General features: G+C 65.8%; 19 protein-coding genes. 9 read left to right on the forward strand and 10 right to left on the reverse strand.

Annotated elements, in window-relative coordinates:
* Positions 1-141: 141 nt before the first annotated feature.
* Positions 142-1,611: an alanine/glycine:cation symporter family protein gene (locus BMW90_RS12700; RefSeq protein ID WP_074836958.1), complete on the reverse strand. Its 1,470-nt coding sequence runs from the start codon at positions 1,609-1,611 to the stop codon at positions 142-144.
* Positions 1,612-2,061: 450 nt separating this feature from the next.
* On the opposite strand from BMW90_RS12700, the gene BMW90_RS12705 reads away from it, so the two are divergent.
* Genes BMW90_RS12705 through BMW90_RS12715 form a run of 3 tightly spaced genes read left to right on the forward strand, consistent with a single transcriptional unit; the run spans position 2,062 to position 4,408 of the window.
* Entirely contained in the window at positions 2,062-2,358 is a 297-nt protein-coding gene (locus BMW90_RS12705; protein WP_048529388.1) for an ElaB/YgaM/YqjD family protein, read from the forward strand.
* Between the two features lie 17 nt (positions 2,359-2,375).
* The gene (locus BMW90_RS12710) at positions 2,376-2,816 is read left to right on the forward strand and encodes a hypothetical protein (RefSeq protein ID WP_074836960.1); all 441 of its coding nucleotides are present in this window, start codon (positions 2,376-2,378) and stop codon (positions 2,814-2,816) included.
* A gap of 47 nt (positions 2,817-2,863) precedes the next feature.
* On the forward strand, positions 2,864-4,408 hold the full coding sequence (locus BMW90_RS12715) for a Ppx/GppA family phosphatase (protein WP_074837032.1): 1,545 nt from the start codon (positions 2,864-2,866) through the stop codon (positions 4,406-4,408).
* Positions 4,409-4,538: 130 nt separating this feature from the next.
* On the opposite strand, the gene BMW90_RS12720 is transcribed toward BMW90_RS12715, so the two are convergent.
* From BMW90_RS12720 to BMW90_RS12735, 4 genes are all read right to left on the reverse strand, one after another.
* Complete coding sequence (locus tag BMW90_RS12720) at positions 4,539-7,565, reverse strand: valine--tRNA ligase (RefSeq protein ID WP_074836962.1); 3,027 nt, start codon at positions 7,563-7,565, stop codon at positions 4,539-4,541.
* Between the two features lie 72 nt (positions 7,566-7,637).
* Entirely contained in the window at positions 7,638-8,363 is a 726-nt protein-coding gene (locus tag BMW90_RS12725; protein WP_048529397.1) for a gamma-glutamyl-gamma-aminobutyrate hydrolase family protein, read from the reverse strand.
* On the reverse strand, positions 8,360-9,334 hold the full coding sequence (locus BMW90_RS12730) for an amidoligase family protein (protein ID WP_074836963.1): 975 nt from the start codon (positions 9,332-9,334) through the stop codon (positions 8,360-8,362). Before BMW90_RS12730 ends, BMW90_RS12725 begins: the two co-directional genes overlap by 4 nt.
* A 55-nt stretch (positions 9,335-9,389) precedes the next feature.
* Positions 9,390-10,400 carry a ribose-phosphate pyrophosphokinase gene (locus tag BMW90_RS12735; protein WP_048529401.1) on the reverse strand — a complete coding sequence of 337 codons (1,011 nt, stop codon included), beginning with the start codon at positions 10,398-10,400 and terminating at the stop codon, positions 9,390-9,392.
* 103 nt (positions 10,401-10,503) lie between these two features.
* On the opposite strand from BMW90_RS12735, the gene BMW90_RS12740 reads away from it, so the two are divergent.
* Positions 10,504-11,100 (forward strand): 2-hydroxychromene-2-carboxylate isomerase, encoded by a 597-nt coding sequence (locus BMW90_RS12740; RefSeq protein WP_074836964.1) that lies wholly within the window; start codon positions 10,504-10,506, stop codon positions 11,098-11,100.
* A 49-nt stretch (positions 11,101-11,149) separates the two neighbouring features.
* Here the strand turns inward: BMW90_RS12740 and BMW90_RS12745 are convergent, their stop codons facing one another.
* Both BMW90_RS12745 and BMW90_RS12750 read right to left on the reverse strand, forming a co-directional pair.
* Positions 11,150-11,620: a hypothetical protein gene (locus tag BMW90_RS12745; RefSeq protein ID WP_074836965.1), complete on the reverse strand. Its 471-nt coding sequence runs from the start codon at positions 11,618-11,620 to the stop codon at positions 11,150-11,152.
* A gap of 206 nt (positions 11,621-11,826) precedes the next feature.
* Complete coding sequence (locus tag BMW90_RS12750) at positions 11,827-12,579, reverse strand: DUF1013 domain-containing protein (RefSeq protein WP_048529406.1); 753 nt, start codon at positions 12,577-12,579, stop codon at positions 11,827-11,829.
* 131 nt (positions 12,580-12,710) lie between these two features.
* On the opposite strand from BMW90_RS12750, the gene BMW90_RS12755 reads away from it, so the two are divergent.
* Positions 12,711-13,346 carry a ribonuclease T2 family protein gene (locus tag BMW90_RS12755; protein ID WP_048529408.1) on the forward strand — a complete coding sequence of 212 codons (636 nt, stop codon included), beginning with the start codon at positions 12,711-12,713 and terminating at the stop codon, positions 13,344-13,346.
* 134 nt (positions 13,347-13,480) lie between these two features.
* Here BMW90_RS12755 and rlmN read toward each other — a convergent pair whose 3' ends face one another.
* Positions 13,481-14,653, reverse strand: coding sequence for a dual-specificity RNA methyltransferase RlmN (rlmN, locus tag BMW90_RS12760; RefSeq protein WP_074836966.1), 1,173 nt, complete (start codon positions 14,651-14,653; stop codon positions 13,481-13,483).
* A gap of 122 nt (positions 14,654-14,775) precedes the next feature.
* Positions 14,776-15,309 carry an invasion associated locus B family protein gene (locus BMW90_RS12765; protein WP_048529411.1) on the reverse strand — a complete coding sequence of 178 codons (534 nt, stop codon included), beginning with the start codon at positions 15,307-15,309 and terminating at the stop codon, positions 14,776-14,778.
* A gap of 178 nt (positions 15,310-15,487) precedes the next feature.
* Between BMW90_RS12765 and BMW90_RS12770 the strand changes: the two genes are divergently transcribed.
* From BMW90_RS12770 to BMW90_RS12780, 3 genes are read left to right on the forward strand one after another with little or no spacing between them, the layout of a single operon-like run.
* Positions 15,488-16,486 (forward strand): asparaginase, encoded by a 999-nt coding sequence (locus tag BMW90_RS12770; protein WP_074836967.1) that lies wholly within the window; start codon positions 15,488-15,490, stop codon positions 16,484-16,486.
* A complete protein-coding gene (locus tag BMW90_RS12775; protein WP_074836968.1) occupies positions 16,486-17,106 on the forward strand; it encodes an HAD family hydrolase in 621 nt (206 codons plus the stop codon). The genes BMW90_RS12770 and BMW90_RS12775 overlap by 1 nt, the downstream gene beginning before the upstream one ends.
* Positions 17,103-18,017, forward strand: coding sequence for an ornithine cyclodeaminase family protein (locus BMW90_RS12780; RefSeq protein WP_074836969.1), 915 nt, complete (start codon positions 17,103-17,105; stop codon positions 18,015-18,017). The genes BMW90_RS12775 and BMW90_RS12780 overlap by 4 nt, the downstream gene beginning before the upstream one ends.
* A 22-nt stretch (positions 18,018-18,039) precedes the next feature.
* Here BMW90_RS12780 and BMW90_RS12785 read toward each other — a convergent pair whose 3' ends face one another.
* Positions 18,040-19,278, reverse strand: a complete 1,239-nt coding sequence (locus tag BMW90_RS12785; protein ID WP_074836970.1) for an MFS transporter — start codon at positions 19,276-19,278, stop codon at positions 18,040-18,042.
* A gap of 241 nt (positions 19,279-19,519) precedes the next feature.
* Here BMW90_RS12785 and zapE point away from each other — a divergent pair, with 241 nt between their 5' ends.
* Complete coding sequence (gene zapE / locus BMW90_RS12790) at positions 19,520-20,590, forward strand: cell division protein ZapE (RefSeq protein ID WP_074837033.1); 1,071 nt, start codon at positions 19,520-19,522, stop codon at positions 20,588-20,590.
* The last annotated feature ends 90 nt before the right edge of the window (positions 20,591-20,680 follow it).

Here is a 20,680-nt window from a genome sequence, read left to right on the forward strand (position 1 = left end):
CGCGGTTTTTGGAAAGACAGGGGACTTGTCCGAAGCCGGGAGCGATTTGTCAAATTTGTCATGCGGTGTCATGCGGTCACCGCATGGCAGGTATGAAAAGGCCGGCGCAGGTCCGCCCGCGCCGGCCCGGATCGCATCGGGTTATTCCGCCGGGGCGGGCCGGGCGCCGGCCGGCGCCGCCTGCGCGGCGGGGGCGTCCGGCCAGGCGCTCGGATCGGTGTCGAGATCGGGGAACTTCGCCGGGTCGAAGACCGGCTTGACGATGCCCTGTTTCAACTGGTCGCGGAAATCGGTGATAATCCGCAGCGCCACCGGAAACAGCATCATCAGCGCCATCAGGTTGACCACCGCCAGAATGCCCATCATCGGATCCGAGAAGGCAAAGACCGCCGTCGCCCCGGGCGCCACCGCGCCGAGAAAGACGATGGCCACGATCGCCGCCCGCAGCACATGCACCGCCATCGGATTGCCGGTCATGAAGGTCAGGGCGTTTTCGCCGAGGTAGTAATTGTACATGATCGACGAAAAGGCGAAGAGCAGGATCGCGAAGGTCAGGAAATACTGCGACCAGGCGCCCACATGATCGACCAGCGACTGCTGGGTCAGCGCCACGCCGTCAACGCTTTCCGCGCCGGGCTGATAGACATCGCTGAGCAGGATCACGAAGGCGGTGCAGGAGCAGATGATCATCGTGTCGATAAAGACCGACAGGCTCTGTACGATGCCCTGGCTCACCGGGTGCTTGACATAGGCCGTGGCCGCCACGTTCGGGGCCGAGCCCAGGCCGGCCTCGTTCGAGAACAGCCCGCGCCGCAAACCCTGGGCCAGCGCCGCGCCCATGCCGCCTGCCACCGCCTCGCGGAAGCCGAGCGCATTGGCGACGATGTCCCAGATCACCGCCGGCAGGCTGGTGATGTTGAGCACGATGACGATCAGCGCCATGGCGATATAGCTCAATGCCATGATCGGGATGATCACGTCGGCGGCCTTGGCGATGCGGTGAATGCCGCCATAGATGATGAAGCCGGTAAAGATGGCCAGCGCAATGCCGGTGTACATCCGCGGAATTTCCATGCTGTCGAGCGCCGCGCCAGCCACGGTGTTGCCCTGGAACGCGTTGAAGCCAAAGGCGAAAGAGGCAATCAGGCAGACCGCATAAACCACCGCCAGCCAGCGGTATTGCACGCCCAGGCCATACAGGATGGTGCGCGCCGGACCGCCGCGGTAATTGCCCTCGGGCGTTGTGCGTTTGTAAAGCTGGGCGAGCGAGGATTCGATCAGCGAGGTGCACATGCCGACCAGTGCGATCATCCACATCCAGAACACCGCGCCCGGCCCGCCGAGCGAGATCGCCACGGCGACGCCGGCGATATTGCCGCCGCCGACCCGGCCGCCGACCGAAACGAAAAGCGCCTCACGTGCGCTGATCTTGGAGGGATCGGAAGAATCGTCGTCGCCGGTCAGAACGCCGAACATCCGGCGGAAGAAGCGGAACTGGATAAAACCGCTGGCGATGGTAAAAAATCCGCCAAAGACCACCAGAATGGGAACCAGAGCCCAACCCCAGGTCAAGTCATTGATCAAATTGAATAGTGGATCGAAAAATGCCATTGCAAGGCTCCTTGTAGCACTGCGATTCCTGCAAGCTATCAGGTGCATCTCTGCGGCGTCACCCTAGAAATCATTTCCCGCTAAAAGCGAAAACCCCTGTCTGGCCCGGGCCTTGCCGCCGGCCGACAACCAAGGGCCCCTGCCTGTTCTGCAATACCGCAGGCGCTGGGCCGGCCCGCCTTGACCGGTTCGGCCGCCGGCCTACCTCCGCAGCAAGGAGATGACTGCCCCGAGTGGCGCGGATATGCGCGGTCAGGCGTGACGAGGTCGGATCGCCGCGGAACCCGGTGTGGATCTGGGCGGTTATCCTGGCGCCGGCGCTGCCTGCCTTTCGGGGCACGGGGCCGATGCAAAGCTTAGCCAGGGGACGGCCAGCCGGGCCCGCCCCGAACCACAGAAACACAGGCGCGGTGCCGATCATGGTGCCGCACTTTTGCAGCGGAGAAAGACATGGCCACCAAGGAAGAACTCGAACAGCAACTCGAAGTCGCGCGCCGCGACATCGAAACCCTCGCCACCATGGCGGGCGGCACTGTGCGCGAGCAGGTGCAATCCGGCGTCGACCGCGCCGGCACCGAGATCGAGCATCTCTCGGCCGAGGCGCGGGCGCTCTATGATCAGGCTCGCAATGAAGGCGCGCGGATGCGGCAGATGACCGAAGAGCACATCCGCTCCAACCCGCTGGCGACGGTCGGACTGGCCTTTGCAGCCGGGGTCATCCTGTCGGGGCTTCTGGGGCGGAAATGAGCCTCGGGGGCGGGTTGATGCATCTGGTGACGGAGTTCCTGGCGCTCAAGTCCCGCAGGATCATCCGGCAAGCTACCCTGGGGCTGGCGGCCGGGTTGCTGGTGGTGGCGTTTCTCGGGATCACCCTGACCTTTGCCTGCATCGGTCTCTTTCTGGCGCTTGAGCCGAGCGTCGGTGGCCCCGGCGCGGCCTTGGTCGTGGCCGGGATCTCGCTGGTGCTGGCGCTGGTGATCCTGCTGGCGATCTTCGTGGCGATGCGCCGTCGTCGCCGCCCGCGCCGGCGGCCCGGGCCGATGCCCGCGACCCCGGCGGCGGGCCCGCCGCCGGCCCCGGGAGCACCGCCGCAGACGCCCGGATCGACACCCGGCAGGCGCAGCGTTCCGGTTGCCGCAGCGTCAGGTTTTCTGACCGGGTTTCTGACCGGCCGGGCGACAGAGAAAACCCCGCCCCGGCGTTGACCGCAGCCCGCATGCTGGGCCATATGGGGAAAACGCCGGGGAATATCATGGACGTATCACGCGAAGGTTCCGGTCAGGATCACGGGCCTTTCGGCCGCGCCCTGTTCGACGATCCCAGCGCCCGCCGCCTGGCGCGCGTCGGGGTGGTCGATATCGGGTCGAACTCGGTCCGATTGGTGGTGTTTGACGGCGCCGCGCGTTCACCGGCGTATTTCTACAACGAAAAGATCATGTGCGGGCTGGGCGCCGGCATGGCGGAATCGGGGGCGCTGAACCCCGAAGGCCGCCGTCGGGCGCTTTCGGCGCTGCGCCGGTTCCAGTACCTCGCCCGCGGCATGGATCTGCCTCCGCTGACCGCCGTCGCCACCGCCGCGGTGCGCGATGCGCAGGACGGGCCGGATTTCTGCGACCAGGTGCTGCGCGAAACCGGGCTGAAAATCCATGTCATCGACGGCGAGGAGGAAGCGCGGCTGTCGGCGCAGGGGGTGCTGCTGGGCTGGCCGGGCTCTTACGGGCTGGTCTGCGATATCGGCGGCTCGTCGATGGAACTGGCCGAGATCAACGATGGCGTTGTCGGCAAGCGGGTGACATCGCCGCTCGGGCCGCTGAAGCTGCGCGACGTCAAGGGCGGTGCCAAGGGCCGCAAGGCGCAGATCAAGTCGGTGATGGAAGACCTGCACACCCGCATGGGGCCGCAGTCGAACCGGCTGTTCCTTGTCGGCGGCTCGTGGCGCGCGATTGCCCGGATCGACATGGAGCGGCGCGGCTATCCGCTGCATGTGCAGCACGAATACCGCATGACCACCAGCGCGGTACGCGAGACGGCGAAATACATCGCCGGCTGGGATCTGGAGGAGCTGCGCAGCCTTTGCGGCCTGTCGTCGTCGCGGATGGCGCTGGTGCCCTATGCGGTCGAGGTGCTGAAACGGCTGGTGCAGACCTTCCGCCCCAAGGATATCGCGGTGTCGAGCTATGGCATCCGCGAGGGGCTGCTCTATGAGCAGATGCCGCAGCAGCTGCGCGACCGCGATCCGCTGATCGAGGCCTGTCTCTTTGCCGAGGCCAAGGATGCGCGGCTGCCGGGCTTTGGCCGCGATCTCTATGAATTCATCCTGCCGCTCTTTGCCAATGCCAAACCAGCCAAGCTGCGGCTGGTGCAGGCTGCCTGCCTGTTGCATGACGTGAGCTGGCGGGCGCATCCCGACTATCGCGCCGAGACCTGTTTCGACAATGCTACCCGCGCCAACCTGGGCGGGCTCAGCCACTGGGAACGGGTGTTCCTGGGGCTGGCGCTGCTGCACCGCTACAAGAACAAGCGTTCCGGCACCCGGTTCGAGGATCTGTTTCCCATTCTCGAGGAGAAAGAGCAGCGCGAGGCCGAGATTCTCGGCAAGGCGATGCGGTTCGGGGCGATGCTCTGGATGTCGGAAGGCGGCCACATCGGCGAGCTGGGCTGGCGGCCCAAGAAGCGGGTGCTGAGCCTGCGGCTGTCCGAGGGTGCCTGGCCGCTCTACGGCGAAGTGGCGGAGGCGCGGTTCCTGTCGCTGGCCAGCTCGCTCGACGCCACCATCGACGTGCAATTGACGGGCTGACGGGCGAAAAGGGCGGGCAAGCTAGCGGTGAGGCCCCGGATCAGGTCCGCGGCGGTGTGGTGCGGGACGCGATGCTGCCCCGAAGCCAGGGGGCGAGCGACCGCCCGCCCCCTGTTTCGCAATTCCTCGCTCAGAGTTCGCTCAACCGGGCGAGCGCATCCTTGAGCTTGGCTTCTTCCTCTTCGCGGGCGGCAAGGTTGGCGCGGGTTTCCTCGACCACCTCGTCCGGCGCGCTCTGCGCGAATTTCGGGTTGTTCAGCCGGCCGCGCAGCCCGCCGAGCTCCTTGGCGAGCTTGCCGAGGGTCTTTTCCAGCCGCGCCTTTTCAGCATCGACATCGATGATCTCGGCCAGGGGCAGGCCAAAGGTGGCGCCGCTGACCGGCAGGGTGGCGCAGCCCTTGGGGAAGCCTTCGACGGCGCTCAGACTGTCGATCCGCGCCAGGCGTTTGATCAGCGTGTCGTTGCGCGCCCAGGCGTCGCGGGCGAGGTTGTCCATCTCGGTCACCAGCATCGGCACATGCAGGCCGGCCGGCACATGCATCTGGGCCCGGACCGAGCGGGTGGTCTCGATCACCTCGATCACCCAGTTCATCTCGCGGTCGGCCTCGGGGTCGATCAGGCCGCTGCCATAGGTCGGCCAGTCGGCATGCACCAGCATCTTCTGCCGCTCGGCCAGGGTGCCCCAGAGCTCTTCGGTAATGAAGGGCATGATCGGATGCAGCAGGATCAGGCATTGGTCGATGACCCAGCCCATGACCTTCTGTGTCTCGGCCTTGGTCGCGTCGTCCCCGTCAAGCAGCAGTGGCTTGGAGAATTCGACGTACCAGTCGCAGACCTTGCCCCAGACAAAGGCATAAAGCGCCTGGGCGGCGTCGTTGAAGCGGAAGTCTTCGAGCGCCTGATCCACCACCTCGCGGACCCGAGCGGTCTCGCCGATAATCCACTTGTTGACCATGGCCGAAGCTTCCGGGACCACGCCGTCCGAGCCGGTGGCGTCGTTCATCTCGGCAAAGCGGGCGGCGTTCCAGAGCTTGGTGCCAAAGTTGCGGTAGCCGGCGATCCTTTGCATGTCGAGCTTGAGCACGCCGCCGAGCGAGGCCATGGCGGCATTGGTGAATCGCAGGGCATCGGCGCCATATTCCTCGACGATGTCCAGTGGATCGACCACGTTGCCGGTGCTCTTCGACATCTTCTTGCCCTTGGCGTCGCGCACCAGGCCGTGCAGGTAGACGGTGTCGAAGGGGATTTCATCCACCACGGCGAGCTGCATCATCATCATCCGGGCGACCCAGAAGAAGATGATGTCCTGGCCGGTGATCAGCGTCGAGGTCGGGAAGTATTTGCGCAGCGCCTCGGTGTCTTCGGGCCAGCCCAGGGTGCCGATCGGCCAGAGGCCCGACGAGAACCAGGTGTCGAGCACGTCCGGGTCGCGGAACACCGGGATCGCCTGCGGCCGGTGGCGCTGGTCGACGCCGGTCAGGTCGGGATCGGTGCGAATGGTCTCGGCCAGCAGGTCAACGGCGGCTTTCTCGTCCTCGACCAGGAGGAATTCGGCGTCGTCGCCAAAGGTCGCGTGCATCTGCGCCAGCGCCTCTTCCTCGGTGGCGGCGCAGAACGAGCGCCATTTGTCGCCGAGGCCCGGGGTGTGCCAGACCGGGATCTGGTGCCCCCACCAGAGCTGGCGCGAGATGCACCAGGGTTCGATGTTCTCGAGCCAGTTGAAATAGGTCTTTTCGCCGCTTTCAGGCAGGATCCTGACGGTGCCATCGCGCACCGCGTCGAGCGCCGGGCCAACGATCTTGGCGGTGTCAACGAACCACTGGTCGGTCAGCATCGGCTCGATCACCACTTTCGAGCGGTCGCCGAAGGGCTGCATGATCGGTTTGTTCTCGACATAGGGCATCATGCCGCCGTCGAAACAGGTCTCGCCATCCTCGTTCGGCGGGGCCGGGACCATGACCGCGAGGCCTTCCTCGGTGATCTGTTGCACCACCCGCTTGCGCGCCTCGAACCGGTCGAGACCGCGCAGATCGTCCGGCACCAGGTTGATGGCATCGGCCTCGGATTCGCTCAGCGTGCGGTCGCCGGTGGCAACCTCGATGGCAATCTCCGACGCCTCCTCGTAGGGGTCACCGTCGTCGCGCATCCGCCCCTGGGTGTCCATCAGCCGGTACATCGGGATGCCGCCGCGTTTCGCCACCTGATAGTCGTTGAAATCATGCGCGCCGGTGATCTTGACCGCGCCCGAGCCGAAATCGGGATCGGGGTATTCATCGGTGATAATCGGGATCAGCCGGCGGTGCTCTTTCGGCCCGACGGGGATTTCGCAGAGCTTGCCGACGATCGGCGCATACCGCGCGTCCGAGGGGTGCACCGCGACCGCACCGTCACCCAGCATGGTTTCCGGCCGGGTGGTGGCGATCGAGATATAGTCGCGGGTCTCGCGCAGGGTGACGTTGCCGTCTTCGTCCTTCTCGACGTATTCATAGGTCTCGCCGCCGGCCAGCGGATACTTGAAGTGCCACATGTGGCCCGGGGTCTCGATGTTCTCGACCTCGAGGTCCGAGATCGCGGTCTCGAAATGCGGATCCCAGTTGACCAGCCGCTTGCCGCGATAGATCAGCCCCTTGTCGTACATGTCGATAAAGACCTTGATCACCGCGTCGTGGAAATTGCCCTCTTCGCCGGCGGGCGCATTCGGCGCGCCCGACATGGTAAAGGCCGCGCGGTCCCAGTCGCAGGAGGCGCCGAGGCGCTTCAACTGTTGGAAGATGGTGTTGCCCGAGGTCTTCTTCCACTTCCAGATCTCGGCGGTGAAATCCTCGCGGTCCCAGTCGCGGCGCGGCGGCTTGCCTTCCTCGGCGAGTTTGCGTTCGACGACCATCTGCGTGGCGATGCCGGCGTGGTCGGTGCCGGGCTGCCAGAGCGTGTCATAGCCCTGCATGCGTTTCCAGCGGATCAGGATGTCCTGCAAGGTGTTGTTGAAGGCATGGCCCATGTGCAGCACGCCGGTGACATTCGGCGGCGGGATCATGATCGCATAGGTCGAGGCGCCGTCCTTGGCGTTGGCCCCGGCGCGGAAGGCGCCGATCTTTTCCCAAGCCTCGTAGATCCGCGTTTCGGCGGAGTTCGCGTCGAATGTCTTGTCCAGTGCCATGGGGCTTCTTCCGCTGTCGTATTGGGTCCGGCTCGGTCTAGCGAATGTGCGAGCGAAGGTGAAGCCGGTAAGCTACTCGGTGACCATCTCGACCTCGCGCCGCACGTCCTCGATCTGGCCGCGATGCTCGTGACGCGCGCGGGCGGCGGTGACCAGGGCGCGAAAGATCGCCCGCTGCCTTCGGGCGTAGAACAGGTGTTCGGGGTGCCATTGCACGCCAAGCGCGAAGGGATCGGCGATGCGCTCGACCGCCTGCACCATGCCGCCGAGATCGCGGGCGGCCACTTGCAGCCCTGCGCCCAGGGTGTCCACCGCCTGCGAATGCAGGGCGTTGATCTGCATCGGTTTCAGGCCCGAGACCCCGGCCAGCCTGGTCTCGGCGCAGATTTTCACCGTCTTGCGCGGCAGGATGGTCCAGACCCGTTTGGAGGCGGTATAGACGCCATAGGCGTCCTGGTGCAGTGTGCCGCCAAGCGCCACGTTCAGCATCTGCGAGCCGCGGCAGATGCCGAGCACCGGTTTGTCATGCTCGAACGCCGCGCAGACCAGCCGTCGCTCCAGCGCGTCGCGGTCCGGGTCGAGCCGGGCCGACGTGACCAGCCGGCCGCCGTAGAGGTCGGGCGAGATATCGTCGCCGCCGCCGATGATGATGCCGTCGACCCTGTCGATATCGGCATCGCGGCCGGCGACCCAACGGGTCGCCCGGCCGCCTGCCAGCCACACGTTGAGCGCGACCAGAGGAAAGATCCGCCATCCCGAGCGGCGCGAGGTGGTCACTCCGATCAGCGGTCGGCTCATGTTATCGGCTCCTCGGCCAGACCGGCGCCGATCAGCAGGTCGCCGCAGCGCTGCGCCCAGGTGCGGCGCGACAGGGTGACCGGCCCGTGCGCCGCCTGCCAGACCCGACCCATGGCGGCCAGCAGGCGCGGGTCTTCGGCCAGCCTTTCGACCAGCAGCCAGCGCTGCCATTCGGTCAGCAGCGACCAGTCGGGTTCGTCGATGCGACAATCGGGCAACCGGAAATGAAAGGTGGGCCGGGCCGAGGTGGCTTCGGTCTGGACGCTGGCCAGGTGGTCGGGGGCGAGATGCTTGAACAGAGGAAGCATGTCGAGCCCGCGATTCCGGGTCGGATTGTGCTGGACATAGAGATCGACCAGCTCGGCGAGCGGCGCGTTCTCGGGGAGCGCCAGAAGCGCGCGCACGAAGGTCGTGGGGTAGGGCGCGGTGAACGGCAGGATGCGGCGGGTGTCGTCGATCGGCATGGCGGCGCGCAGCCAGTCTTCGAGCAGGGCATAGGCGGTCAGCGGGCGGCGGATGTCCTCCATGCTGTCCGAGGCGATCTGAACGTTGAAATGCACGCCAAAGCCCAGCACCAGCCCGGCGCTGCTGCCGCGCGCGCCGCCATCGCGCAGGTGCGGCAGAAGCCTGTTGAGCCGGGCCAGCCCGTCAAGATCGAGCGGTTCGGTGACGATTTCGACCGGGATGATATCGCGGCCCAGGGCCATCGCCGCGTCGCGCAGCGCGCTTTTCTCGGATTTGCGCAGCGAGGTGTCGAGATAGATATCGAGCGCGCCGACCGGGCTGTCTTCCAGTTTCCAGGACGGGCCGCTGCCCCGGGCGAGCGTGCCGCCAAAGGCCTGTTGCGCGATCTTTGCCACCCGCGCCTCGGACAGTCCGCCCAACTCGATCTCGACCCCGACACGGCGGGGGCTGCCATCGGCGGCATCGGCGCGGGGCAGGGGGGCAAAGGCGGGTGTCGCGTCACTCATGCCAGAAAGCTTAGTGCCCCGGCGCGAAAAGGAAACGACGACCCGCGGTTCCGGCTCAGAGAATGCCTTCGTAGATCGGCTCCAGCGTCTCGTGATCGAACAGCGACGAAACCGAAGTGCCGTTCCAGATGTTCAGGATCGCCTGGGCAAACACCGGGGCCGTGGGCACGATGCGGATGTTCTTGGTCTTTTTCACCGCCTCGGTGGCCTCGATGGAATCGGTGATGACCAGCGATTTCATCACCGATTTCGAAATCCGCTCGACCGCCGGGCCGGACAGGACGCCGTGCGAGATATAGGAATGCACCTCGGTGGCACCGGCCTCGATCAGCACTTCGGCGGCCTTGCACAGCGTGCCGGCGGTGTCGCAGATGTCATCGACGATGATGCATTTCTTGCCTTTGACGTCGCCGATCACCGTCATTTCGGCCACTTCGCCGGCCTTTTCGCGGCGCTTGTCGACAATCGACAGCGGCGCGTTGATCCGCTTGGCCAGTTCCCGGGCGCGGGCCACGCCGCCGACGTCGGGCGAGACCACCATGATGTCGTTGAGCTTGCCCTTGAACTGGTTCTTGATGTCCAGCGCAAAGACCGGGCTGGCATAGAGGTTGTCGACGGGAATGTCGAAGAAGCCCTGGATCTGGGCGGCGTGCAGGTCCATCGTCAGAACCCGCTCGATGCCGGCCTCGACGATCATGTTGGCCACCAGCTTGGCACTGATCGGGGTGCGGGCCTTGGACCGGCGGTCCTGGCGGGCATAGCCGAAATAGGGGATCACGGCGGTGATCCGCGCCGCCGACGACCGCTTCAGCGCATCGGCCATGATCAGGAGTTCCATCAGGTTGTCATTCGCCGGGTTCGATGTCGGCTGGATGATAAACATGTCTTCGCCGCGCACGTTTTCGTAGACTTCGACGTAAACTTCCTGATCATTGAACCGCTCGACGCGGGCATTCACCAGATCGACATTGATGCCGCGATGCATCGACATCCGGCGGGCGATCGAGCGGGCCAGTGGCAAATTGGCGTTGCCGGACATGAGTTTAGGTTCGACGAGCTGCGGCATGTGAGTGAGATCCCGGGCAAGAAAAGTAAAGGATTCGTGACGTTGACTTCGCTTAGCACGCGGTTACGGTCCGCAAAACCCAACTGTCAGGGGACAGCGCGACATGACACAAATTGACTACTATCTGGCGACAATCTCGCCTTTCACCTATCTCGCCGGCACCGAGCTCGAGGCGATCGCCGCCCGCCATGGCGCCAGCATCACCTACCGGCCGTTCGATATCATGGCCTGTTTCGCCCGCACCGGCGGCACCCCGCCCAAGGACCGCCACCCCAATCGGCAGGTCTACCGTTTGCAGGACATGGAGCGCCGCGCCAAGCGGTTGGGCAAGCCGCTCAACCTCAAGCCGGCGCATTTTCCCACCAACATGGCGCCGTCATCTTATGCGCTGATCGCGGCGCAGAATGCCGGTGGCGGCGATCTGGGGGCGCTGGCGCACAGCTTCCCCCGCGCGGTCTGGGCCGAGGATCGCGATATCGCGCAGGATGACGTCATCCGCGACCTTCTGGAACAGGCGGGCTTTGATCCGGGGCTGGCCGACAGCGGGCTGCTGACCGGTGCCGAGACCTATGCCGCCAACCTCGAGGCGGCAATCGAGGCCGGGGTCTTCGGCTCGCCCTTCTACGTGGTGGGCGAGCAGCGGTTCTGGGGGCAGGACCGGCTCGAGGATCTCGACCTGCACCTCGCCGGCAAGCTCTAGCCGGGGCGGGTGCCTGCCGGACCAGTCCGGGCAGGCGCCGTTTTCCGGTTCAGGCCGTCTCGGGCACGTTGCTGCGGGCTCGGGCGAGCCATTGCCAGACCAGCCCGATGACCAGCGCCATGCCGACGTGACCGACAAAGGACGATTGCGTGTAGGCGCCGAACCCCATCATGAAGCTGCGCCCCATCGCCGGCGCGAGGATGCCCTGCGCCACGAACCAGAGCAGGACCCCGGCGCCGAGACCGGCGGCCGCATGGCCGACGCCAGAGAGCCGCTTGACCGCCCAGACCGTGGCAGCAAATCCGAACACTCCGATCAGCACATGCACGGCAAAGGCCGCCGCATAAGGCACCTGCACCCCGCTGGCCATCCGCGTCAGGCCGATGACCAGATTGGCCGGTTCAAGCTGCACGCCGAAGAGCGAAGGCGATATCAGCCAGGCATAAGCCTCGAAGCTGAGTTCGCCGGCAAGCCCGGCTAGGGCAAGATGTGTCGCGGTGCTGGTGATCTTCTTGGTCATGGTGTCCCTTGTCTGTCCTGATCCTGTGATCCTGCCGGGCCTGTCCGGGGCGCCGGTCAGTGACAGATGTGCGGGTGTCCGCCGCGCCACCAGAGGCCAGGGCGGCCGCTTGCGGTGACGTTATCAACCGTGATGACCGCCGGGCAAAGAAAGACCCCGGCAGATGGGCTGCCGGGGTCTTGTCTGAGCGGATTGTCTGAGCGGGCTCAGGGCTGTTCGTCTTCGTCGTCATCTCCGCCGGGCAGGTTGAAGAAGCTGTCGGCATCGCGGATGTCGCGGTTGTCCTCTTCCTCGTCGTCGTCACTGTCGGACAACGAAAAGGTTTCCAGCCCCTCGATGGCGGTCGGCATGCGCGGCTCGGGCGCCATTTCAAGGCTCTGCTCGGTCGAGAGCAGCTTGCGGCGCTCGTCGTCCGACATCGCCTCGCCTTCGGCGGCGCGTTTCTTGGCCGCCTTCTGCACGGCGGCGTCAAGCTCGGTCTGCTTGCAGAGCCCCAGCGCCACCGGATCGATCGGCTGCATGTTGGCGATGTTCCAGTGGGTGCGCTCGCGGATCGACTGGATCGTCGGCTTGGTGGTGCCCACCAGCTTGGCGATCTGGCTGTCGGCCAGCTCGGGGTGGAATTTCACCAGCCAGAGGATCGAGTTCGGCCGGTCCTGACGCTTCGAAAGCGGCGTGTAGCGCGGGCCCCGGCGCTTGTCCTCGTCGTGGGCTGCGGGATTGAACTTGAGCTTCAGCTTGGCCAGCGGGTTGGCCTCGGCCTTGTCGATGTCGGCCTGGGTCAGCTGGTTGTTGGCAATCGGGTCGAAGCCCTTGACACCGGCGGCGACATCGCCGTCGGCGATGCCCTGAACCTCGAGCTCATGCATGCCGGTGAAATCGGCGATCTGCTTGAAGGTCAGCGTGGTGTTGTCCACCAGCCAGACGGCGGTTGCCTTGGGGTGCAGCAGTTTGGCCATGCGGCGGTCTCCTTGAAAACAAAACTCTCCCGTCGCCTGGATTGGGCTGTCCCGGTCTCTGCCGGAACGGTTTCCATTGTCGGGGAACTTCGGAGGCTTATAGTGCCGCAAACCGCGAAAGGGAAGTAAAAATGCGTGTGATTGCTCTGTGCGCGGTGCTCTGCCTGCCGCTGATGGCCCGGGCCGATGGCGAGAAAGCCGGCGATTTCGACTATTGGGTGCTGGCGCTGAGCTGGTCGCCGAACTGGTGCGAGATCGAGGGCGATGCCAAGGGGTCTGAGCAATGTGATCCGCGTCACGACTTTGGCTGGACGTTGCATGGTCTCTGGCCACAGTACCAGCGCGGCTGGCCGGCCTATTGCCCGACGGCCGAGCGCCCGCCATCGCGGGCGATGACCCGCGACATGAGCGATATCATGGGCACGGCCGGGCTCGCCTGGCACCAGTGGAAGAAACACGGCAGCTGTTCAGGGCTCTCGGCGGCGGGCTATTTCGAGGCCTCGCGTGCGGCTTACGAGGCGGTGGTGCGGCCGGAGGTGTTTCGCAAACTCGACCGCCCTGTGCGGCTGCCGGCGGCGGTGGTGGAGGAGGCCTTTCTCAAGGACAACCCGGCGCTCGAAGCAGACGGGATCACCGTGACCTGCCGCGACGGGCGTATCCAGGAAGCGCGGATCTGCCTGTCGCTGGAGATGGAGCCGGTGCCCTGCGGGCGCGACGTGGTGCGCGATTGCACCTTGCAGGATGCGCTGTTTGCGCCGGTGCGGTAGCGATTGCAGGGCTGGGTGGGGCGGCGCGCCTGTCAGGCGCGCGTGGCGTGTGATCGCTGAACCCCCGCCCCGGGCCTGAACCGGGGCCTCGCCGGCCGCCAGGAGGTCCCGGGTCAGGCCCGGGACGGTTGCGCTCAGAGGCCGGTTTCCGCCGCGATCTCCTTGCGCGACTTGCGCGCTCGTTCGGTGGCGGATTTCAGCTGGCCGCAGGCCGCCATGATGTCTTCGCCCCGCGGTGTGCGGATCGGGCTGGCATAGCCGGCCTTGTGCACGATATCGGCGAATTTCTCGATCCGCTCCCAGTCCGAGCGCTCGTAGGGCGAGCCGGGCCATTCGTTGAACGGGATCAGGTTGATCTTGGCCGGAATGCCCTGGATCAGCTTGACGAGCCGGCGGGCGTCGGCATCGCTGTCGTTCACGCCTTTCAGCATGACATATTCAAAGGTGATCCGCTCGGAGTTCGACAGACGCGGATAGTCGCGCAGCGCGCCCAGCAGCTCTTCGATGTTCCAGCGCTTGTTGATCGGCACCAGCTTGTTGCGGGTCTCGTCGGTGGTGGCGTGGAAGCTGACCGCCAGCAGGCAGCCGATCTCCTCGGCCGTGCGCGCGATCTCGGGCACCACGCCGGAGGTCGAGAGCGTGATGCGACGGCGCGAGAGCTGGATGCCCTCGGCGTCCATGGCGATTTTCATCGCGTCGCGCACGTTCTCGAAATTGTAGAGCGGCTCGCCCATGCCCATCAGCACGATGTTGCTCAGCAGCCGCGTTTCGTTCTTGGGTGCGCCCTTTTCCGGCCATTCCCCCAGGTCGTCACGCGCCAGCATGACCTGGCCGATGATCTCGCCGGCGGTCAGGTTGCGCACCAGTTTCTGGGTGCCGGTGTGACAGAAGGAGCAGGTCAGCGTGCAACCCACCTGGCTGGAAATGCAGAGCGTCCCGCGATCGGCCTCGGGGATATAGACCACCTCGACCTCGTGGCCGCCGGCAATCCGCACCAGGTATTTCCGGGTGCCGTCGGCGCTGACGTTCTTTGACACCAGTTTGGGCACATCGATGCTGAAATGCTCTGCCAGCTCAGCGCGGTAGGCCTTCGACAGATTGGTCATGGCGTCGAAGTCGCGCACACCCCATTGGTAGATCCACTGCCAGATCTGGCCCACGCGCATCTTTGCCTGCTTCTCGGGCGTGCCGATCGCCAGCAGCGCGTCGCGCATGGCGTCACGGGTCAGGCCAACGAGGTTGGTCTTGCCGCCTTCGGGCAGCTTGCGGGGGATGGTCATCACATCCTGGGTGATCGGCGCGGTCATGTCAGCGGCTCATTTTCCGAAAGAAGTGCCCCACATATAGGATTCGGGCGCGGAATCAAAAGGATTCCCGCCCCTTTGCGACAAGTCGCCCACCAAAGCGCCCGGGTCAGGGCGCAGGCCGATCAGCCGGCGCAGCGGTTTTCGGCATCCTCGATCATCGCGGTGAACCCCAGAAGCGAGAAGGTGTCCTTGGTGACCGTCCCGCGCGACGAGCGTGCGGTCAGCACCGCCGCCGAGCCGCGCTTCATCGCCGTCACGATCTTGGCATCGTCGCTCGGCGACGCCGCCCAGGCCCATTCACCCTCGGTGAACATCTCGAACTCGGTGCCGTCGATATCGACGGTCACCGTCGAACCGCTGGCAAAGGGATAGCCGCCGGTAAAGGTGATCTGCGGCGTGTTCACCCCAGCCTCGGGCCGGAAGAAGGCAAACAACAGGATATCGCCCCGCCGCACCGCCACCACCCGGCCATCGCGGGTGTTCACCGTTTCCTTGGGCCGTGTCACCGCCCAGCATTCCTTGGGATCGTCCTCGGTGAAGACGCTCCAATCCGTCTGGGCCGCGACGCGATTGGTGCTTTCCTGCTGCGCTGCCACGGCCGTTGCCGCCGCCAGTGCGATCACGGCGGCCATGCTGCGGGCAAAGGGAAGAATCATATGTCCAGCCTCCAAGCTGTCCTAGCCTCAACTACAATAACAAGGCCGCGCTGCCCCGTGATTTTGCTTCGGGTTTGCCACGCGGCCGTTTTCTTCTCGACAAAAGCACATTAGCGTCAAAGGTGCGACGGGCGAAAGGCCCGTTGGCAGAAAATCGCCAATATTTGAACGGTGTTTGATGACCCCAAATCCCCATGCCGCCGCTGTCCCGCTGGTCGAAATACGACGCGGTCCCTTCCTTGAAAGCCTGCATCACGGGCATGCCGTGATCTGTGATGCCGGCGGCGAGATCACCGAGGCCTGGGGCGACCCCGAGGCGGTGATCCTGCCGCGCTCCTCGATCAAGATGATCCAGGCGCTGCCGCTCCTGAGCAGTGGCGCCGGGGACGATCTCGACAGCCGCCGGCTGGCGCTGGTCTGTGCCAGCCACGATGGCGCCGCGATCCACACCGACCTCGCCAGGGCCTGGCTCGAGAGCCTGGGGTTGGGCGAGGACGACCTGCGCTGCGGCCCGCAATGGCCCGACGACCGGCCGGCGCAGGCCGAGCTGATCAAGGCCGATGCGCGGCCCTGCCAGGTGCACAACAATTGTTCCGGCAAGCATTGCGGCTTCCTGATGCTCAACAAGCATCTCGGCGGCGGTCCCGAATACGTCCTGCCCGATCACCCGGTTCAGCGCGCCGTTCTGGCAGCCTATGAGGAGGTCACCGGCGAGACCAGCCCGGGCTATGGTATCGACGGCTGTTCGGCGCCGAATTTCGCCGCCTCGTTGCAGGGCGTCGCCCGCGCCATGGCCTGGTTTGCCAGCGCCCATCAGCGCAGTGACACCCAGAGCCGGGCCGCCGCCCGGCTGGTGTCGGCGATGCATGAGCACCCCGAGCTGGTGGCCGGCGAAACCCGCGCCTGCACCGAGCTGATGCGCGCCATGGACGGCGTGGCGATCAAGACCGGCGCCGATGGCGTCTATACCGCGATCCTGCCGCGGCAGGGCCTCGGCATTGCGCTCAAGATCGCCGATGGCGCTACCCGCGCCAGCGAGGCGATGATGGCGCAGCTGCTGATCCGGTTGGGCGTGCTCGATCCGGCGCATCCGGCCGCGCTGCGCCGCGTCAACCACGTGATCAAGAGCCGCCGCGGTATCGAGGCCGGGGTGATCCAGACCGTGGAGGGCGTCTGATGCCGGTCGAGGCCGTCGTTTTCGACATTGGCAACGTGCTGATCGAGTGGAACCCCGAGCGTTTCTTCGATGCGCGGCTCGGGGCCGAGCGGCGCAGGCAGCTGTTTTCCGAGGTGCCGCTCCTGGCGATGAACGACGAGGTCGACAGGGGCGTCGATTTCGCTGCCTCGGTTTCGGCGCTGGCGGCGGATCATCCCGGCTGGGCCGAGGATATCGCCTGTTGGCATGACAACTGGATCGAGATGGCCAGCCCCGCCATCGACCGGTCTGTGCGGCTGCTGCGGGCGCTGCGGGCGCGGGGCGTGCCGGTGTTTGCCCTGTCGAATTTCGGCCGCGCGACCTTTGACATCGCCTGCGCCCATTACCCGTTCCTGACCGAGTTCGATCAGCGCTACATCTCGGGCCATATCGGCGCGATCAAGCCCGAGCCGCGCATCTACGAGCTGCTCGAGAGCACCTGTGGCGTGGCACCGGCCGGGCTGCTCTTTGTCGACGACCGGGCCGACAATATCGCCATGGCGCAATCGCGCGGTTGGCAGGTGCATCACTTCGAGGGTGTGGAGGGCTGGGCCGACCGGCTGGTGGCCGAGGGACTGTTGGAAAAAGAGGAGGCGGAATGAGCATTCCTATCATCGGATTCGACGAGGGCGAGGCGCGGCTTGACTGGCTGCGACTGACCGAGGCGCTGGCGGCGGGCCACAGGCTGCCCGAGGCCGAGATCGGCGACACCTTCCTGCGGCGCGGCGGCGATACGCTTCTGAGCCGCGCCGCCTGGATCGACGGGCTGGGCGCATTGGTCAAGACGGCGACGATCCACCCCGGCAATACCGAGGCCGGTCTGCCCACGATCAACGGTGCGGTCAGCCTGTTCGACGACCGCACCGGGGTACTCAAGGCGATGGTGGATTTCCACCTTGTGACCAAATGGAAGACCGCCGGGGATTCGCTGCTCGGCGCCCTGCGGCTGGCGCGCAAAGATGCGCGCAACGTGCTGATCGTCGGCGCGGGCACGGTGGCGCGCTCGTTGTTCGAGGCCTTTGGCGCCGGGTTTCCGGATGCCCGCTTCACGGTCTGGAACCGCACCCGCGCCAAGGCCGAGGCGCTGGCGGCCGACTGCCCCGGCATGGCGGTGGCCGGGGAACTCGAGGCGGCGGTGCGGGCGGCGGACATCGTGGTCTCTGCCACCATGGCCACCGAGCCGGTGATCCGTGGTGACTGGTTGCAGCCGGGCCAGCACCTCAACCTGATCGGCGCCTACCGTGCCGACATGCGCGAGGTCGATGACGCGGCGCTGCAACGCGGGCGGGTCTTTGTCGACAGTTTCGACACCACCATCGGGCATATCGGCGAGATCGCGATTCCGCTGAAGTCAGGGGCGATTGCCCGAGAGGACCTGTTGGCCGATTTCTATCAGCCCGAAGCGATGACCCGGCAGCGCGAGGACGAGATCACCGTGTTCAAGAACGGCGGTGGCGCGCATCTCGACCTGATGACGGCGCAGCATATCCTCGATCAATGGTCCGACGGCTAGGGGTGCAGCGCGCGGCCTGCGCTCAGGCCGTGACCGGCAGCGGCCGGTTTTCCTTGACCGGCAGATGCACCACCGCCGAAAACGCCCCGACACCGACGCCGATCCACCAGACCATGGTGTAATCGCCGTAAAGGTCATACATCCGGCCGCCCAGCCAGACGCCGAGGAAACTGCCGAGCTGGTGGCTGAAAAAGACGATGCCGTAAAGCGTGCCCATGTAGCGCAGCCCGTAGAGATGCGCGATCAGCCCCGAGGTCAGCGGCACCGTCGCCAGCCAAAGCGCGCCCATGGAAACCGAAAACAGCAGCACCGTCGCCGGGGTGATCGGAAACATGATGAAGGCCGCCGCAACGATTGTCCGGGCGGCATAGATGCCGGCCAGCAGGTATTTCTTGGAGTAGCGCTTGCCGAGGTAGCCGGCGGCCAGAGTGCCGGCGATATTGGCCAGACCGATCAGCGAAATCGCCCAGGCCCCCAGCGCCGACGTGGTGGTGATGCCGATATTGTACAACACGCCGCCGGGCAGGACGGGGCGGCTCATCTCGGTCACCAGCGCCGGAAAATGCGCGGTGACAAAAGCCAGCTGATACCCACAGGAGAAAAAGCCGAGGAAGATCAGCGTATAAGACGGATCGCGAAAGGCCCGGCCCAGGATCGCGCCCATGCTTTCCTCGAGCTCGAGCTTGCTGACGGGCTGCGGTGCGCGCATCAGGGGCAGCGCCAGCAGCGCGGCGAGGATCACCACCGCGAAGACCAGAAAGACGCTCTGCCAGGACATCAGCCCCAGCAGGTATTCCGCCACCGGCGCGCCAAAGACCTGCCCGGCGCTGCCCGCCGCGGTGGCAATGGCAAGGCTCATCGAGCGATTCTCGTCTGAACTGGCCCGGCCCACCACCGCGAGGATCACGCCGAACCCGGTGCCGGCGATGCCGAAGCCCACCAGCACCTCGAGCAGCTGATGCGCTTCCGGCGTCACCGCCAGCGACGACAGCACCAGCCCGGCCGCATACATCACCCCGCCCAGCACGATCGCCACCCGGTCGCCCAGCCGCTCGCCGACCATGCCGAACAGCGGCTGGCCGATGCCCCAGGCCAGGTTCTGGATGGCGATGGCCAGCGAAAACTCGGCCCTGAGCCAGCCGAATTCCTCGGCAATCGGGATCTGAAAGACGCCAAAGCTCGCCCGGATGGCAAAGCTCAGCAACATGATGAAGCACCCGACAATCAGGACGGGCGTGAAAAGCGGCGTGCGGGCCTGCATGGCGGCCTCCGTCAGAGAAACGCCGGCGACATTAGCTGATCTGAACGGCCGGTCAATTCAGCAATTGTGATGGATACAATTCAGCCCCGGAATGCACCCGGGGCGATCGCGCCCCGAGCCTGATCCGGGCCTCGCCCTCTGCGCGGTCCGGGAGGTTCCGGCACGGGGGCCGGAACGGGGCCGCGGGGGGGCCGGTATGCGCGCTCTGGGCAAGGCAGGTCCCGCGCGTTATGTGCATCTCATGATGACGATACAGGACATTTATGCCGCCCGGGTGGTCGCAGGGACGCTGGAGCCGGACGACGCCCAACAGGCCGTGCTGGCGGAATTCGAACGCATCCGCGCCGGCCTGGCCCAGCCGGTCAAGCGCGGGCTGTTTCGCAAGGCGCCGGAGCCGCCCAGGGGGCTCTATCTCTGGGGCGGGGTCGGGCGCGGCAAATCGATGCTCATGGATCTCTTTGTCGAAGCGCTTCAGGCGCAGGACATTGCCGTCCGCCGGGTGCATTTCCACGCCTTCATGCAGGAGATTCACAAGGGCATGCACGCCGCCCGGCAATCCGGTGCCAAGGATGCGCTGGCGCCGGTGGCCAAACAGGTGGCCGAAGGGCTGCGCTGCCTCGCCTTCGACGAGATGCAGATCACCGATATCACCGACGCCATGGTGGTGGGCCGGTTGTTCGAATTCCTGTTCGCCGCCGGCGTGGTGGTGGTGACCACCTCGAACCGGGTGCCGGACGATCTCTACAAGGACGGGCTGAACCGCCAGCTCTTTCTGCCATTCATCGAGATCATCAAGCAGAACCTCGAGGTCTGGGAGTTGGTCAGCCCGCGCGACTACCGGCAGGACCGCCTGTCGGGCGCGCAGGTCTATTTCACCCCCGCCGACGACCGCGCCCGGCGTGAGATCGAGCAGGTCTGGGAGCACCTGACCGGCGGGCAGGGGGCGCCGCTGACCCTGGTGGTCAACAAGCGCCAGGTCGAGATCCCGGCGTTTCACAACGGCGTGGCGCGGGCAAGCTTCTATGACCTCTGCGGCCGGCCGCTGGGGCCGGCGGATTACCTGGCGCTGGCCGAGGCGGCGCGGGTGCTGATCCTCGAGAACATCCCGCAGCTTGGCCGCAGCAATTTCAACGAGGCGAAACGCTTCGTGACGCTGGTGGACGCGCTGTACGAGGCGCGGGTCAAGCTGGTGGCCAGCGCCGCGGCGGCGCCGGAATTCCTCTACCTCGAGGGCTCGGGCGCCTTCGAGTTCGAGCGCACCGCTTCGCGACTTCGGGAGATGCAGGACGCCGATTGGGGCCGCGAGGCCTGAGGCCGCGCGTCTGGCGTTTGCTGATTTTCTTGGAACGCGAGGCCCCGGCGCGGGGCCGGGGCGGGGAGAGCGCTTTTGTCACCTCCCGCG

Source organism: Marinovum algicola, from assembly GCF_900109145.1.
Lineage (GTDB): Bacteria > Pseudomonadota > Alphaproteobacteria > Rhodobacterales > Rhodobacteraceae > Marinovum > Marinovum algicola.

Coding starts and splice junctions, on each gene's coding strand:
- BMW90_RS12750 (WP_048529406.1), bottom strand. CDS start 12,579: ATGGCCAAACTGCTGCACCCCAAGGCAACCGCCGTCTGGCTGGTGGAC.
- BMW90_RS12765 (WP_048529411.1), bottom strand. CDS start 15,309: ATGATTCTTCCCTTTGCCCGCAGCATGGCCGCCGTGATCGCACTGGCG.
- BMW90_RS12710 (WP_074836960.1), top strand. CDS start 2,376: ATGCATCTGGTGACGGAGTTCCTGGCGCTCAAGTCCCGCAGGATCATC.
- BMW90_RS12705 (WP_048529388.1), top strand. CDS start 2,062: ATGGCCACCAAGGAAGAACTCGAACAGCAACTCGAAGTCGCGCGCCGC.
- BMW90_RS12740 (WP_074836964.1), top strand. CDS start 10,504: ATGACACAAATTGACTACTATCTGGCGACAATCTCGCCTTTCACCTAT.
- BMW90_RS12720 (WP_074836962.1), bottom strand. CDS start 7,565: ATGGCACTGGACAAGACATTCGACGCGAACTCCGCCGAAACGCGGATC.
- rlmN (WP_074836966.1), bottom strand. CDS start 14,653: ATGACCGCGCCGATCACCCAGGATGTGATGACCATCCCCCGCAAGCTG.
- BMW90_RS12775 (WP_074836968.1), top strand. CDS start 16,486: ATGCCGGTCGAGGCCGTCGTTTTCGACATTGGCAACGTGCTGATCGAG.
- BMW90_RS12735 (WP_048529401.1), bottom strand. CDS start 10,400: ATGCCGCAGCTCGTCGAACCTAAACTCATGTCCGGCAACGCCAATTTG.
- BMW90_RS12755 (WP_048529408.1), top strand. CDS start 12,711: ATGCGTGTGATTGCTCTGTGCGCGGTGCTCTGCCTGCCGCTGATGGCC.
- BMW90_RS12700 (WP_074836958.1), bottom strand. CDS start 1,611: ATGGCATTTTTCGATCCACTATTCAATTTGATCAATGACTTGACCTGG.
- zapE (WP_074837033.1), top strand. CDS start 19,520: ATGATGACGATACAGGACATTTATGCCGCCCGGGTGGTCGCAGGGACG.
- BMW90_RS12780 (WP_074836969.1), top strand. CDS start 17,103: ATGAGCATTCCTATCATCGGATTCGACGAGGGCGAGGCGCGGCTTGAC.
- BMW90_RS12715 (WP_074837032.1), top strand. CDS start 2,864: ATGGACGTATCACGCGAAGGTTCCGGTCAGGATCACGGGCCTTTCGGC.
- BMW90_RS12730 (WP_074836963.1), bottom strand. CDS start 9,334: ATGAGTGACGCGACACCCGCCTTTGCCCCCCTGCCCCGCGCCGATGCC.
- BMW90_RS12770 (WP_074836967.1), top strand. CDS start 15,488: ATGACCCCAAATCCCCATGCCGCCGCTGTCCCGCTGGTCGAAATACGA.
- BMW90_RS12725 (WP_048529397.1), bottom strand. CDS start 8,363: ATGAGCCGACCGCTGATCGGAGTGACCACCTCGCGCCGCTCGGGATGG.
- BMW90_RS12785 (WP_074836970.1), bottom strand. CDS start 19,278: ATGCAGGCCCGCACGCCGCTTTTCACGCCCGTCCTGATTGTCGGGTGC.
- BMW90_RS12745 (WP_074836965.1), bottom strand. CDS start 11,620: ATGACCAAGAAGATCACCAGCACCGCGACACATCTTGCCCTAGCCGGG.